We start from the raw sequence: 13,406 nt of genomic DNA on the forward strand, positions 1-13,406 counted from the left end.
TTAAACTCCCGAAAATGCTTCAACCGCCAACATAAGGCGCTTTCTTACATTATCTTCCAGTGATGTGGACTGCTCACAAGCCTGCTTAAATTCATCATTAGCAATTAGAGAGTCGTAAGCAAATTCAAGTTTGCTATCATTGATGGGATCACTACGGTCTAGTCTTTTTGCCACTCCGACCATCACCGAATCGAATACAGCGGCATTTAGAGCCCGGACAAGGCGAAATGCTCTTGGGCCAATGACACGATCAATCACCTCTATCGTATTAGAAAATACGCGCCCCAACACATCCAAATCATCCTTATTTGACCTATTAATTCGCGCAGAAAAGTCATTCAAAAATTTATTCATTGGCCTGCTATACGTATCTCCAGACGCATAAAATGCCAAAAACCTAACAATCAGCTCCTCATCCTTTGCTCTGTTATTAACTGAACCAAAAACACGCCTCCAGGCAACATTACTGTTGAGTCGTTTTGCCATTAAAATAAACGGGCCGAGATTAACGCAGTTTCTTATTTCCTGTGGAGACAAGCGAATCCCACCGGTGTTAATCCGCTCAAAAACAAAATATATGCTATCAAGCACATCTTGCGGCTGATCTTGCTGAAAAATTGTTGCGTGAACAATTGAGTCATCAAGCTTCAATACATCAGCCATATCGAGCTCGGAATAGGATTTTCCATTCCAAGGCTCCCTCACTCCCGACAAGCGGAATTTTTTATCATTAAAAAGGCCATCATAATAGGCTTGAAGAGTTCTTAATCTCTGCTGCCCATCGATAACCAAGTGTTCATTAGTTTCAGATTCTTTGTATAGAAAAACTCCCGGAACAGGTAGTCCCATCAGTAGCGATTCTATAAATCTAGATGCATGCTTAAGACTCCAAACATAACGGCGCTGGAACTCCGGAACCTTAAAAGCACCGCCGCGCATCCTCTTTACGAGCGAATCAACAGTGTAATCAGCCCCATAACTGTTAATGGAAAACTTCCTAAGACCGGGATTTTCTAAAAGAGACTCGTCCTCAATGCCTTCTTCAAGTGCCAGCTCGTATTCATCTTTGGATACGTCATCATCGCGAATAGTGTCGGCGGCGTTGGCTTGAGTCACAAAGTCCTCCATAGGAAGCAAAAGCTGTTCACTGAAATGACTGTTAGTAGAGCAGCGCGCATCACATTTGGCAAGACGCTGAAAACATAATTGGGCTGGCCGGTTGTGCACACCGACCAGCCCAGCCCCGTCAAAAGGAAGGATCGTGAGAGGGTGTATCGCGTTCGGCGATACGCTCGCGCAGCCACGCATCCACCTCAGCCAACACCCATGCGACCCGACCCGGCCCGAGATTTACCCGCTTGGGAAATTTCCCCGCCGCTTCCAATCGCCCGATGTGCTGGGGCGTGTACGGGATGCCGCAAACGCTCTTCAGCTCCTTTTTCGACACGAGCCGCTTTTCGTACTGAAACATCGGATTTCTCCCTTTCGGGAGGCATCGCGATGCCTCGGTTTGAAATAGCCGCACCGGTAGGCCCGTGAAGGCTACCGCCACCACCTGGAGGATGTCGAGACGAGAAAAGAAAACATCATTGATCGCATCGGCTCGATAGAGCGGCGGCAAGGGCTTGAGAGAGCTGTTGTGCATCGCCGATACCAACATAGTCCCCACCTTGCGGCGGCGGCTCATCCCCCCGCAAAACTCGATTCAGATTGGCGGAGCGCAGATTTAGCCACCTGTCTTGTAATTCCAGCACCTTAGGGCGCAGATCAGCCGGTACGAGGGCGATCATCGGGTGAATGTTCCCCAAAACAGGAAGAATCGGCCAATTCTGATCTTCGATCAGTTCCCCACGCCGGAGCGCGGCAATCGTTTTCTCGACAACGCGCACATCCTGGAGGATCGGGCAAGAAATCTCAGCCTCTTTGTCTCTTGCCTCCTTCCACGTCCAGATGACGAGGGATAGCAAGGAAGCCAAAACACCGCTCAACACGGCCAAGGCAAAATCACGCCAAATGGACTTAGACATCCGCCCCCCAAAAAAAGCCACCACGCTTCCAGGCTAGATGACCGATTAAAGGGTGTCGAGGGCACTACATATTCACGCCTTGCGCTTTTTGCCCATGCGCCACCCCGGAAACGAAAAATATTTTTCGTTTCTGCGGCCAAAAGCCGGTTGTTACCTGGGATGTTACCTAGAAGGGGGATGCGGGATACCGCTTGAAATGGAAAGGCCCTGAAACCGGTTTGGTTTCAGGGCCTTAGATGGTGCCCAGGGGCGGAATCGAACCACCGACACTGCGATTTTCAGTCGCATGCTCTACCAACTGAGCTACCTGGGCACACCGCGAAGCGAGGTTGGTAAGTTGCCCTCGCGGCGAAGAGGAGGCGCTTATAACGGGATTTCCTGAGGCTGGCAAGAGGGGGACCGCATTTTTTTCAGGAAAAATTCAAAGCCTGTCCCAGGCCCACCGCCAGCGCCCCCGCCAAGGTCGCCAGGGCCGGGTTGTGGGTCAGCCGCTGCACGAGAACGACCACCGCCGCACCAGCCGCCAACACCCCAAAAGGAAGGGACAGCGTGTCGCCATCGGCCACGATCAGGTCGCGTGCCGACAAGACCAGCAAGGCCACGATGGCCGATGGTCCCAACGCCAACAGGAAACGGCGCGACCGCCCCTTCCCGCTCAGGGCCGCCAGACGGTCGCCGGCCAGCATGGGCAGGAAACGGATCAGATAGGTCCCTACCCCACCTGCGACAGCGGCCAGCAACAGCTCAGTCCGCATCGTCACCTCCGCCTTGCGGCCGTAGGGCCGCCACCGCAGCCCCCGCCACCATGGCGACAAGCATGGTCACATGGCCGGGCAGCCATCCCGCCAGCATCAACGCCGTTCCACCAGCGACCACCAGCGACAGGACGTGGCGACGGGTCAGCATCGGCAACAACAGAGCCAGGAACAGAGCCGGCAGCACGAAGGCCAAAGCGGCGTCCACCGCCGGCAAACGAGCCACATCCCAACGGCTGGCGAAAGCCCCCGCGGCGGTTCCGGCCAGCCATGCGCCATAGGCCGCCATCTGAACCCCGAACAGCCAGCGATCGCCATGGGCACGTGTCAGGCTGGCCGAAGCCAGCGCGAACACTTCGTCAGTCATGCCAAAGGCCAGAAGCGGGCGTGGCAGACGCGGGCCATCGGCCGGCATCCGCGACAGCAAGGCCGGACCATAGAACAGATGGCGCAGGTTCATGGCCACCACCACCCCGGCCACCGACCACGCCGAGGCTCCCACGGCCAACAACGACACCAAGGCGAACTGGCTGGCCCCGGCATAGACCACGGCCGAGACCATTTGCGCCTCAAGTGGAGAAAAACCGAGACGGACGGCCAGCAGACCGAACGACAGGGCGATGGAGAAATATCCCACCACCAGCGAGATTCCGTCCCACAAACCACGCCGGAACCCCGCCTGAGCGGTCATTGCCGGCCTTCGCCGTCGTCGCCGTCGCCCGTCTCCTCGGTTTCAACCCGATAGACCCCACCCAGCCACCGGTGCAGATCGATGTCGGCACAGCGTGCCGAACAGAACGGCTTGAACGTTTCCGCCGCCGGCTTGCCGCAGATGGGGCACGGCTTGTTGGAATTGGCCGCCGGCTTGCTCATGGCTTGTCCTCGACGCCGATGTCGGCACGGGCCCGCCCCGCCTCGGCCCGGACCGACAAGGCATAGCCCAGACGTTCCCCGGCCTCGGCCACCGCCGTCGGGCGGTTATAAAGCGCCGCCGCCACGTCGGGCGCCACCACCAGGGACAGAACCCGGCCAGGACGCCCCCGCTGTGCCGACAGAACCCGGCGCAGCGCCTCGAGCGCCATGGAATCGGCGCAGGGGCCGTGGTTGCGTTCCTGGGTCAACTCGGCCAGCGACGGTCCCTTGCGCTCGCGGGTCATCTCGACCAATCCCAGCGGCGTGACGCCGATAACGTGGGTGGCGACCGAATCGCGGGTCACCGCTTGCTTCAACGAGGCCACCAGCTTGAACAGCGCCCCCTTGCCCTTGCCGGTGGTGACGAAATCGACGACGATCTGACCGGCAATATTGCGCAGCCGCAACTGGCGAGCGATCACCGCCACCGCCTGGGTGTTGGCCTCGATCCCCGAGGCGCCGCCGGAATCCACGTCGATGGCGGTCAAGGCCGCCGTCTGCTCGATGGTGACACGCCCGCCGCAAACCAGTGGGACCACCGGGTCCAGGGCGGCGGCGATGGCGTCCTCGACATCGTGAAGGTCGAACAGCGGTCCGTCGCGGTAATGCTCGACTGGACCGTCGAACACCGCCCTGGCGGCCGGCAGCAACACCGGGTCGTCCACCAGCACCCGCCCAACGCCGGGATTGTCGGCCAGCAGCCGGAGCAACGGATCGGGGCGCCACAACACCGCCGGCGCCCGCTCGCTTTCCGCGGCGTCCCCGATCGCCGCCCACGTCGCGCGCAACGACAGCAACTCGGCCTCCAGCACGCCATCGGCGGCCGTGCTGGCATGAGTCCGCAGCACCACCCCCTCGTCCGGTTCCATCAACGGTTCCAAACGTTCCAACAGGCGTTCGCGCTTTTCGTCGGACAGCTTGCGCGACACCGCAAGGCCCGGATGGCCAGGGGTATAGGTCAGAACGCGGCCGTTCAGCGAAATGTCGGCGGTCAACGCCGCCCCCTTGCCGCCCTGGGGGTCGGCCTTGACCTGGGCCAGCACCAGCGATCCCTGGGGCACCCCCTTGGCATGCAGGAAAGCCGGCTGGTCCTGGCCGATGTCGACGAACACCGCCCCCAGCTTGGGCGCCACCTCGACCACCCGGCCCAGCACCACGGCACCGGCCATCAATTCCGGCCGGGCCAACACCAGATCGGCCAGACGGCCGTCACGCACCAGGGCGATCCGGGTTTCCCCCGGCCCCCACGACATCAAGATTTCAGTGGCCATGAAGCCCGACACCCTTGAACAGTTGCGCGGTCTCGAACAGCGCCAGGCCGACCACGTTGGAATAGGACCCACCCAGATAGCGCACCAGCGCCGCCGCCGATCCCTGGATGGCGTAGCCGCCGGCCTTGCCGTGCCATTCGCCCGAAGCCAGATAGGCGGCGATTTCGCCGTGATCCAGGCTCTTGAAGGTGACGATGGTGGTGACGGAGCGGGTGTGAAGATACCCCTCGGGCGTCAGCAACGCGATGCCGCCATGGACGCGATGGCGCCGCCCCGACAACAGCGACAGGCAGCGTTTGGCGGTTCGCTCGTCCTCGGCCTTGGGCAGGATGCGGCGGCCACAGGCGACCACCGTGTCAGCCGCCAGGACGAACTTGCCGGGATGGCGCGCCGCCACGGCGCGAGCCTTCTCCTCGGCCAAACGCATGGCGTGAGGCAACGGCAGTTCGCCTTTTTTCGGTGTTTCGTCCAGTTCGGCGGGATCGACGGCACCAGGGACAATGCCGATCTGTCGCAGCAGATCCAGACGGCGTGGAGAGGCGGAAGCCAGGATCAGTTCCGCGATCTCGACGGGTTCTCCCGTCATCACTTGAATCGAAATGTAATGCGCCCCTTGGTCAGGTCATAGGGGGTCATCTCAACGTTGACCCGGTCGCCCGCCAGCACGCGGATGCGATTCTTGCGCATCTTGCCTGAAGTGTGGGCAAGAATCTCGATCTCATTGTCGAGCTTGACGCGGAACATCGCATTGGGCAGCAGTTCGACCACCGTACCCGAGAACTCGATCACGTCCTCTTTGGCCATCTTTCCTTCCATCGGCTGAAGCTTGAGGAATCGCGCGAAAAGTGAGCGTTCGAGACCGTAAGGTCAAGCGATTTCAGGGGATTTTCCATTCCCGCGACAGAGACCTGGAACGTTGCCCGGCAATACTCCGGCGTTTTCACCTACAGCATGCTGACTATCATCGACGCCACGCCGTGCCAGGATTCCGACCTGCCAGAGGTGATGAGACATCACCCACGGCGAACAGCCAAATACACCAATGGTAGACAATATATTGACGATATGCTATTTTATGACATAAAATTTAGGAGACTTGCGATGAACAAGCGCATAGCCCTTGTTGTCGCCGGTGTGCTTGCAGTTCTGATGGCAGCGAGTCTGTGGGGCGGCAAGACGGTAGCCCGTAGCGAGGACTGCACGGCTTATCCCTCCGGCAGTTTCGAATCCCAACTATGTTACGCGAGAAATTGCGATAGGGGCGATACCTCCCAATGCGGTTTTGTTAATGCCTCGCCACGCCACCCCGCTCCGGTGATCAACGAGCGCTACAGCAAAGCCAGTTGCGAATCCGACTGTCGGCGCAGCCAGTCAGCATGCAGTAAATCGTGCTCCTTCGCCCTCGTGGAGGATCGGCCAGACTGCCGCAGGGAATGCGACAGGGAATACTCGACTTGCAAAAGGCGGTGCTGAACGACGCGGACGACGACCGGCCTGATCATTTTCGAAAACGCTGGGCCGCTGAGCTGACGGCGAGCATTTGCTTCTGTTGTCGCCCCTCAACCGGACGCCCGTGAGATCAAACCCAGGGATAACGTAGCAGAGGTTCCCCACCGGAAGCTCTTTCGCCTATTCCCGCGCCAGACTTTGGGTGGGGAAACGCTGGAGGATATGGCGCATCAACTCGTCACGCACCTGACGATAGGCGTCAAGCCGCGCCTCACGCGATCCTTCGACCAAGGTGGGGTCGAAGGTGGGCCAGAACTCGACCTCGCAGGAATTGGTGCGCGTCAGTTCGACCGCCTTGTGCTGGGCCTCGGGACTCAGGCTGACGATGACGTCGAAGCTGTCGTCCTCCAGTTCCTCGAAGGTCTTGGGCTTGTGGCGCGAGATGTCGATGCCGATTTCATCCATGACCTGGATGGCGAAGGGATCAACCAGGTCGGTCTTGACCCCCACCGAATCCACATAGACGCTTTTACCGTGGAAACGATGGAAGATGCCGGCCGCCATGGGAGAGCGGATGGCGTTGAAGGTGCAACAGAACAAGACGGCCGAAGGCAGGTCGCCGGCCATGTCAGCCCCGGATATGCAGGACACAGACCAGCGTGAACAATCGCCGGGCGGTGTCGAAATCCACGTCCACCTTGGCCCCCAGCCATTCCCTGAGCAGTTCCGAGCCCTCGTTGTGCAGACCGCGCCGCCCCATGTCGATGGCTTCGATCTGCGACGGCGTCGCCTTCTTGATGGCCGAGTAGTAGCTCTCGCACATCAGGAAGTAATCCTTGACGATGGATTGGAACGGCCGCAAAGGCAGCCCGAAATCCATCAGGTCGGTCCCCTCGGGCGTACGCACGTCGAACATCAGCCGGTTGTCGGCCAGACTGAGATGCAGATGGTAGGGGCCGACGAACTCGCCGTGAGGAGCGAAGTAGTTCTCCTCCAGCAGGTCGTAGATGGCGATGTTGCGCTCGTGCTCGACCTCGGGCCGGCGCCGCACCATGGTCTTTTCGTCCAGTTGGACGTGTGCGATGCGGCTGCGGTGCGGCACCCGACCCTAGCCCCTGGGCAGGTTGAGCCTGAGCGCCACCGACAGGCCGTGGGCGCTCAACCCCTCGGCCCCGGCCAGGGCGACCGCCGCCGGCCCGATGGCCCGCAGGGAATCCGCGTCACAGCCCAGCATGGTGGTGCGCTTCATGAAATCGTGCACGCCAAGCCCGGACGAGAACCGGGCCGAACGCGCGGTCGGCAGCACATGGTTGGGTCCGCCCACGTAATCGCCCACCGCTTCGGGGGTGTAGCGGCCGAGGAACATGGCGCCCGCGTTGCGGATCTTGGCGGCCAGGGCATCCGGGTCGGCCACCGCCAGTTCCAGGTGCTCGGGCGCCATCCGGTCCACCAGCGGCACGGCGGCCTCTAGGTCGGGAACCACGATGATGGCGCCGTGCGCCTCCCAGCTTTCGCGGGCGATGGCTGCGCGCGGCAGCACCGCCAGATGGCCTTCGACAGCCCCGGCCACCCGGTCGGCGAAAGCGGCATCGTCGGTGATCAGGATGGATTGCGCGGCGGTGTCGTGCTCGGCCTGGCTGAGCAGGTCGGCGGCGATCCAGGACGGATCGTTGGCGCCGTCCGCCACCACCAGGATTTCCGATGGCCCGGCGATCATGTCGATGCCGACGGCACCGAACACCTGACGCTTGGCGGCGGCCACATAGGCGTTGCCGGGGCCGACGATCTTGTCCACCGGGCGGATGGTCGCGGTGCCAAAGGCCAAGGCGGCCACCGCCTGGGCACCGCCCACGCGATAGATTTCGTCCACACCGGCCAGACGGGCGGCGGCCAGGACCAGCGGATTAAGCTTGTCGTCGGGGGTGGGCACCACCATGACCAGACGTTCGACCCCGGCCACCTTGGCCGGAAGCGCGTTCATCAGCACGCTGGACGGATAGGCGGCGGTTCCGCCCGGCACGTAAAGGCCGGCGGCCTCGACCGCGCTCCAGCGACAGCCCAGCCGCACGCCCGCGGCGTCGGTATAGGCATAGCTTTCCGGCAATTGGCGACGGTGGAAATCGCGGATGCGTTCTGCCGCCAGTTCCAAGGAACGGACCAGTTCCGCGTCCACCTGGGCGACGGCGGCGTCCACCTCGGCGGTGGTGATGCGCAAGGTGTCGGCCGACAATTGGACCAGACGGTCGAAGCGCTTGGTGTACTCGACCACGGCGTCGTCGCCACGCTTGCGCACGTCGGCGATGATGGCGGCGACGGCGGCGTTCACGTCGGCGTCGTTTTCCCGCTTCATGTCCAGCAATTCGAGGAAGCGGTCCTCGAAATCGCCCTGGGATGCGTCAAGCCGCAACATTGACGGCCTCCACGGCGGCACGGAACTTCTCGATCCATCCGGTCAATTCGCCCGGACGGGTTTTGAGCGCCGCGCGGTTGACGATCAGCCGGCTCGTCACCTGGGCGATCACCTCGACCTCCTTGAGGCCGTTGGCCTTCATGGTCGAACCGGTGGACACCAGATCGACGATACGCGAGCAAAGCCCCAGGCTGGGCGCCAGTTCCATGGCGCCGTTCAGCTTGACACATTCCGCCTGGACACCGCGTTCGGCGAAGAACCGCTTGGTGGTCTCGGGATACTTGGTGGCGATGCGCACATGGCTCCAGCGGCGCGGATCGTCGTTTTCCGCCATGTCCACGGGTTCCGCCACCGACAACCGGCAGGCGCCGATGCCAAGGTCGAGCGGCGCGTAGATCTCGGGATAGTCGAATTCCATCAGCACGTCGTTGCCGGCGACGCCCAAATGGGCCGCGCCAAAGGCGACGAAGGTGGCGACGTCGAACGACCGCACCCGGATGATGTCGATATGGGGATGGTTGGTGGCGAAACGCAACAGACGGGTCTTGGGATTGTCGAACTCCGCCTGCGGCTCGATGCCGGCGGCCCGCACCAAGGGCATGCATTCGTCGAGAATGCGCCCCTTGGGCAACGCGATCACCAATTTGTCTTCCATCACCACGATCTCGGAACTCCGCGAAAGGGGGGCATCTTTACCCAAAAACCCCCCGCTATACCAGCCCCGCCAGCTTGGTCGCCAGCCAATGGCCAACCTTGGCCGCGCCTTTCGGGGTATTGTGCAGATAGTCGTAGAAGTCGCCCACTTCAAATGTCACTTCACGGGCCATGTCCAGGCACACCCAGCCTTGCTCGGCGCACACCTCGCGCAGGGCGGCGTTGAACGCGCTGACCCGGATATAATGATCCACGCCGTTCAGGCCACCTTCCTCGACCATCCCCAGAACCTTGCCGTCCACGACCTTGAAGTCGCCACGGGTCTGGGTCACGAACACCGGAACCGCGTCCATGTCGTGAGACAGCCGCGCCAGTTCACGCAGCCGATCCTTGTAGGAATCGATGTCCGCCGCAGCCTTGGACGGCCAGTCGGGCTCGACCGCGATGTCCGTCCACTGCGCTGTGTCATAATCTACCCGCTGGTGGGTCAACCGGGCACGGCGGGCGACGAACATGCCCACGACCTTGGTTCCCGCCTGCCACAGGGCGCTGTGCTGGCGGAACCATTTGATACGGCTGGAATGACGAAGGGTGTCGACGGAACCACCGCCGGTGTGCACGTCGTTGAGGCCGACATAGAACAGCACGAATCGCGGCTTGAGCCCCGGCACATGGGGAAACCATTCGGTCATGGCGCGCAGGTGGCCGATGGTGCTTTGCCCGTCGATGCCAGCATTGGCCACGACCACCGCGTGCCCGCGTTCCGCCAATTCGCGTTCCATCACCGCTTGCCAGGTGGCATCGTCGGGCAGGTAAAGCTGGTTGGTGGTGCTGCCGCCGACGGTCAGGATGATGACTTGCGCCGGATCGACGCCGGGACCGCGAAAGCCCCATTGGTCACGCTGATAGGCGAAATCGCCGCCGCCCTCGTACAGGCTTCCGGCGGAGATGGTGGTCTTGAGGTTACGCACCAACCCCAACTGGTCCAAAGGTTCCGAACTGAACCATGTGCCGAACACCAGTTCGGCGACGACGGCCGCGCTCAGCAGCAGACCAAGGTTGACGGCGATAACGGTCAGAATCTTGCGCATTGCGCCTTATAGCCGCCTGGGCGGTAACGGTCAAATGAACCAAGGCGGGCGGAGGGGAAAGGGGGGAACCCCTCCGCCCGTCCCCTCGGTCAGCGCTGGACGGCGCCGGGACCGAACGCGGCGGGACCGAAGCCGCCCATGGCACAGCCACCGGGGCCGCCGAAGCCATGATGACGGCCGAACCGGCCCATCTGAAGGGCGCCCGAGGGACGGCCGAAAATCTTGTCGACCAGCGCGTGTTCGGCAATCGTGCCGTCAGCCTTGAGCAACTCGACGTCATAGGTGTCGGCGTCCTTTTCCGTCACCTTGCCGACCTTGAGGTCGCTGCGCATCTGGATCAGGCGGGCGGAAACCACAACCTTCATCTGTTCGGCGGTCAGCGGGGACGGCAACTCGGCTTTGGCCGGCGGGGCGGGGGGAACCGGCGCGTTCTGGGCGCTGGCGTCGATGGCGCCAATACCAAGACCGATCAGGGCGGCGGCGGCGATACGGGTAAGAATCTTCATGACATCCTCCGATGGGGGAAATGAGTGGGGAAGAACCGATGGCCTCATTCCACCGCCGGCGTGTAACAGGACGATTGTGAAAATGGTAACGACGGGTATCGTCTCTGTTACCCGCCGTTACCAACTTCCACGACGGAAAACCCGGCCTCGCGCTATACTGAAGCCGAGGAAAGCCAACCCCATATACTGAAGCCATGGAAAACCAACCCCACATCCTGGTGGTCGACGACGACCGCGAAATCCGCGATCTGCTGGCCCGCTTCCTGGACAAACACGGTCTGCGCGTCACCACCGCCAAGGACGGCGTCGAGATGGAGCGCGCCCTGGCCGATTGGCCCATCGACCTGGTGGTGCTGGACCTGATGATGCCGGGCGAGGACGGGCTGAGCCTGACACGCCGGCTGCGCGGCCAGGGCGTGGTGGTCCCCATCGTCATGCTGACCGCCATGGGCGAGGACACCGACCGCATCGTCGGATTGGAGATGGGGGCCGACGACTACGTTCCCAAGCCGTTCAACCCACGCGAATTGCTGGCCCGCATCAAGGCGGTGCTGCGGCGGGCCCAGCCGGGCGGCACCCCTGTCCCCTCCTCCGCTCCGATGGCGGAAGGTAGTGGGCAACGATACCGTTTCCAGGATTGGGTCCTGGACGTGGCGACCCGCGACCTTCTGGGCGCCGACGGCGTGGTGACCACCTTGTCGGCCGGCGAATTCGACCTGTTGCTGGCTTTCGTCGAACATCCGCGCCGGGTGCTGTCCCGCGACCAGTTGCTGGACTTCGCCCGTGGCCGACAGGCTATTCCCTTCGACCGCTCCATCGACATCCAGGTCAGCCGGCTGCGCCGCAAGCTGGGCGACGACGCCAAGGACCCGCAACTGATCAAGACCGTGCGCGGTGGCGGCTACCTGTTCACGCCCGAGGTGACGCGGTCATGAGGTTCAAGGTCTTGCCGGACACCCTTTTGGGCCGGACCGCGCTGGTCCTGGTGGCGGCGCTGGTCGGAGCGTTGGGAGCCGCCCTGCTCACCTTCGCCAACCAACGTTCCGAGGCGCTGGCCGCCTTGGGCGGACGCAACGCCGCTGAACGGGTGGCGTCCATGGTCAATCTTTTGGAAAGCACCGCCCCCGAGGCCCGGCGGATCACCTTGCACAACATGGACACCCCCGGCTTCCGTGCCGGCTGGGGCGTCAACCCGGTGGTGCCCGAGAACAGCGACCCGGACGGGCTGGGCGCGGCGGTGGCCCGCCATCTGGGGAAGCACCTCGAAGGCCACGAGATCCGCGTCTCGATCAAACCGCCGCCGGAACCGCCACCGTCCGAGGAAACCGGCCGGCGCTACAGCCGCGGACGGGGAATGATGGGCGGCTTCGGCTTCGTCCATGGCCCGGCCTTGCGCATCTCGGTACGGCTGGTGGACGATTCTTGGTTGAACGTGATGGTGCCGCTTGAAGGCGGCGAAACCATGTGGCAACCGCGTTTCCTGGTCCTGCTGCTCGGCGTGCTCGCCATGGTCACCGGCGCCGCCCTGTGGGCCGTCCGCCGCGCCGCCCGCCCCTTCGCCACCTTCGCCGCCGCCGCCGAGCGGCTGGGCACCGACGTCGCCGCGCCGCCGCTGCCGGAAAAAGGCCCGCGCGAGATCCGGGCCGCCGCCCACGCCTTCAACGTCATGCAGGCACGCATCCGCCGCTTCGTCGAAGACCGCACCCAAATGCTGGCGGCCATCAGCCACGACCTGCGCACGCCGATCACCCGCATGCGGCTCAGGGCCGAATTCGTCGAGGATGACGGGGAACGGGCCAAGATGCTGGCCGACCTGGAAGAGATGGAGCACATGATCGCCGCCACCTTGGCCTTCGCCCGCGACGACGCCACGCGAGAGGCGCGCCGGCCGGTGGATGTCGCCGCCCTGGTCCAGGGATTGGCAGACGATCTGGGCGCCAGTTACGACGGTCCCGAGCGTCTGGTGCTGCCGGCCGGTCCGCTGGCGCTGAAACGGCTGATGGCGAACCTTTTGGACAACGCCCGCAAATACGGCGGCAACACCCGCGCGACCTTGTCCGAAACCGGCAGCACGGTAACGGTCACCGTCGACGATGATGGCCCCGGCATCCCGGAAGCGGAATTCGAACGGGTCTTCGCCCCCTTCGTCCGGCTCGAGGCCAGCCGTAACCGCGAGACCGGCGGCACCGGGCTGGGATTGTCGGTGGCGCGGGCCGCCGCCCGCGCCCACGGTGGCGACATCACTTTGTCCAACCGGCCGGAAGGCGGTCTCAGGGTCACCCTGACCCTTCCCCGCCCACGAAACTGAACCCACGCGACAATTCGATTCTT

17 protein-coding genes and 1 tRNA gene are annotated in these 13,406 nt (G+C 62.7%); 2 read left to right on the top strand and 16 right to left on the bottom strand.

The window, feature by feature from the left end; genetic code table 11:
- The 16 genes from G4223_RS01995 to G4223_RS02070 form a co-directional block, all read right to left on the bottom strand.
- Entirely contained in the window at window positions 1–1,116 is a 1,116-nt protein-coding gene (locus G4223_RS01995; protein ID WP_163674277.1) for a GmrSD restriction endonuclease domain-containing protein, read from the bottom strand.
- Between the two features lie 130 nt (window positions 1,117–1,246).
- Complete coding sequence (locus G4223_RS19830) at window positions 1,247–1,660, bottom strand: helix-turn-helix transcriptional regulator (RefSeq protein ID WP_241003899.1); 414 nt, start codon at window positions 1,658–1,660, stop codon at window positions 1,247–1,249.
- Window positions 1,587–2,027 (bottom strand): hypothetical protein, encoded by a 441-nt coding sequence (locus tag G4223_RS02005; RefSeq protein ID WP_163674280.1) that lies wholly within the window; start codon window positions 2,025–2,027, stop codon window positions 1,587–1,589. Before G4223_RS02005 ends, G4223_RS19830 begins: the two co-directional genes overlap by 74 nt.
- Window positions 2,028–2,264: 237 nt before the next feature.
- A tRNA-Phe gene (locus G4223_RS02010) sits at window positions 2,265–2,340 on the bottom strand.
- Window positions 2,341–2,437: 97 nt separating this feature from the next.
- Window positions 2,438–2,782: an AzlD domain-containing protein gene (locus G4223_RS02015; protein WP_163674283.1), complete on the bottom strand. Its 345-nt coding sequence runs from the start codon at window positions 2,780–2,782 to the stop codon at window positions 2,438–2,440.
- Entirely contained in the window at window positions 2,772–3,473 is a 702-nt protein-coding gene (locus G4223_RS02020; RefSeq protein ID WP_163674286.1) for an AzlC family ABC transporter permease, read from the bottom strand. The genes G4223_RS02015 and G4223_RS02020 overlap by 11 nt, the downstream gene beginning before the upstream one ends.
- Window positions 3,470–3,655 (bottom strand): DNA gyrase inhibitor YacG, encoded by a 186-nt coding sequence (locus G4223_RS02025; protein ID WP_163674289.1) that lies wholly within the window; start codon window positions 3,653–3,655, stop codon window positions 3,470–3,472. The genes G4223_RS02020 and G4223_RS02025 overlap by 4 nt, the downstream gene beginning before the upstream one ends.
- On the bottom strand, window positions 3,652–4,965 hold the full coding sequence (locus G4223_RS02030; protein WP_163674292.1) for a ribonuclease E/G: 1,314 nt from the start codon (window positions 4,963–4,965) through the stop codon (window positions 3,652–3,654). Before G4223_RS02030 ends, G4223_RS02025 begins: the two co-directional genes overlap by 4 nt.
- Window positions 4,955–5,551, bottom strand: a complete 597-nt coding sequence (locus tag G4223_RS02035; RefSeq protein WP_205762325.1) for a Maf family protein — start codon at window positions 5,549–5,551, stop codon at window positions 4,955–4,957. Before G4223_RS02035 ends, G4223_RS02030 begins: the two co-directional genes overlap by 11 nt.
- Window positions 5,551–5,769: a translation initiation factor IF-1 gene (infA, locus tag G4223_RS02040; protein WP_163674295.1), complete on the bottom strand. Its 219-nt coding sequence runs from the start codon at window positions 5,767–5,769 to the stop codon at window positions 5,551–5,553. Before infA ends, G4223_RS02035 begins: the two co-directional genes overlap by 1 nt.
- An 825-nt stretch (window positions 5,770–6,594) precedes the next feature.
- On the bottom strand, window positions 6,595–7,041 hold the full coding sequence (locus G4223_RS02045) for an arsenate reductase ArsC (protein WP_163674298.1): 447 nt from the start codon (window positions 7,039–7,041) through the stop codon (window positions 6,595–6,597).
- Between the two features lies 1 nt (window position 7,042).
- Complete coding sequence (locus G4223_RS02050; protein ID WP_163674300.1) at window positions 7,043–7,516, bottom strand: UPF0262 family protein; 474 nt, start codon at window positions 7,514–7,516, stop codon at window positions 7,043–7,045.
- Window positions 7,517–7,522: 6 nt separating this feature from the next.
- On the bottom strand, window positions 7,523–8,824 hold the full coding sequence (hisD, locus tag G4223_RS02055; RefSeq protein ID WP_163674305.1) for a histidinol dehydrogenase: 1,302 nt from the start codon (window positions 8,822–8,824) through the stop codon (window positions 7,523–7,525).
- On the bottom strand, window positions 8,811–9,479 hold the full coding sequence (gene hisG, locus G4223_RS02060) for an ATP phosphoribosyltransferase (protein ID WP_205762326.1): 669 nt from the start codon (window positions 9,477–9,479) through the stop codon (window positions 8,811–8,813). The genes hisD and hisG overlap by 14 nt, the downstream gene beginning before the upstream one ends.
- A gap of 55 nt (window positions 9,480–9,534) precedes the next feature.
- The gene (locus G4223_RS02065) at window positions 9,535–10,569 is read right to left on the bottom strand and encodes an SGNH/GDSL hydrolase family protein (protein WP_163674310.1); all 1,035 of its coding nucleotides are present in this window, start codon (window positions 10,567–10,569) and stop codon (window positions 9,535–9,537) included.
- Between the two features lie 89 nt (window positions 10,570–10,658).
- Window positions 10,659–11,075, bottom strand: a complete 417-nt coding sequence (locus G4223_RS02070) for a hypothetical protein (protein ID WP_163674313.1) — start codon at window positions 11,073–11,075, stop codon at window positions 10,659–10,661.
- Window positions 11,076–11,269: 194 nt separating this feature from the next.
- On the opposite strand from G4223_RS02070, the gene G4223_RS02075 reads away from it, so the two are divergent.
- Together G4223_RS02075 and G4223_RS02080 are read left to right on the top strand one after the other, a co-directional pair.
- Window positions 11,270–12,010: a response regulator gene (locus G4223_RS02075; RefSeq protein ID WP_163674316.1), complete on the top strand. Its 741-nt coding sequence runs from the start codon at window positions 11,270–11,272 to the stop codon at window positions 12,008–12,010.
- Window positions 12,007–13,383 (top strand): ATP-binding protein, encoded by a 1,377-nt coding sequence (locus G4223_RS02080; RefSeq protein WP_163674319.1) that lies wholly within the window; start codon window positions 12,007–12,009, stop codon window positions 13,381–13,383. Before G4223_RS02075 ends, G4223_RS02080 begins: the two co-directional genes overlap by 4 nt.
- The last annotated feature ends 23 nt before the right edge of the window (window positions 13,384–13,406 follow it).

Origin of the sequence: Magnetospirillum aberrantis SpK, assembly GCF_011022235.1 — a bacterium.
Lineage (GTDB): Bacteria > Pseudomonadota > Alphaproteobacteria > Rhodospirillales > Magnetospirillaceae > Magnetospirillum > Magnetospirillum aberrantis.

Excerpts from the sequence above, each read along its gene's own strand:
- G4223_RS19830 (WP_241003899.1), bottom strand. The coding sequence starts at position 1,660 with ATGTTGGTATCGGCGATGCACAACAGCTCTCTCAAGCCCTTGCCGCCG.
- G4223_RS02005 (WP_163674280.1), bottom strand. The coding sequence starts at position 2,027 with ATGTCTAAGTCCATTTGGCGTGATTTTGCCTTGGCCGTGTTGAGCGGT.
- G4223_RS02015 (WP_163674283.1), bottom strand. The coding sequence starts at position 2,782 with ATGCGGACTGAGCTGTTGCTGGCCGCTGTCGCAGGTGGGGTAGGGACC.
- G4223_RS02020 (WP_163674286.1), bottom strand. The coding sequence starts at position 3,473 with ATGACCGCTCAGGCGGGGTTCCGGCGTGGTTTGTGGGACGGAATCTCG.
- G4223_RS02025 (WP_163674289.1), bottom strand. The coding sequence starts at position 3,655 with ATGAGCAAGCCGGCGGCCAATTCCAACAAGCCGTGCCCCATCTGCGGC.
- G4223_RS02030 (WP_163674292.1), bottom strand. The coding sequence starts at position 4,965 with ATGGCCACTGAAATCTTGATGTCGTGGGGGCCGGGGGAAACCCGGATC.
- G4223_RS02035 (WP_205762325.1), bottom strand. The coding sequence starts at position 5,551 with ATGACGGGAGAACCCGTCGAGATCGCGGAACTGATCCTGGCTTCCGCC.
- infA (WP_163674295.1), bottom strand. The coding sequence starts at position 5,769 with ATGGCCAAAGAGGACGTGATCGAGTTCTCGGGTACGGTGGTCGAACTG.
- G4223_RS02045 (WP_163674298.1), bottom strand. The coding sequence starts at position 7,041 with ATGGCCGGCGACCTGCCTTCGGCCGTCTTGTTCTGTTGCACCTTCAAC.
- hisD (WP_163674305.1), bottom strand. The coding sequence starts at position 8,824 with ATGTTGCGGCTTGACGCATCCCAGGGCGATTTCGAGGACCGCTTCCTC.
- hisG (WP_205762326.1), bottom strand. The coding sequence starts at position 9,479 with ATGGAAGACAAATTGGTGATCGCGTTGCCCAAGGGGCGCATTCTCGAC.
- G4223_RS02065 (WP_163674310.1), bottom strand. The coding sequence starts at position 10,569 with ATGCGCAAGATTCTGACCGTTATCGCCGTCAACCTTGGTCTGCTGCTG.
- G4223_RS02070 (WP_163674313.1), bottom strand. The coding sequence starts at position 11,075 with ATGAAGATTCTTACCCGTATCGCCGCCGCCGCCCTGATCGGTCTTGGT.
- G4223_RS02075 (WP_163674316.1), top strand. The coding sequence starts at position 11,270 with ATGGAAAACCAACCCCACATCCTGGTGGTCGACGACGACCGCGAAATC.
- G4223_RS02080 (WP_163674319.1), top strand. The coding sequence starts at position 12,007 with ATGAGGTTCAAGGTCTTGCCGGACACCCTTTTGGGCCGGACCGCGCTG.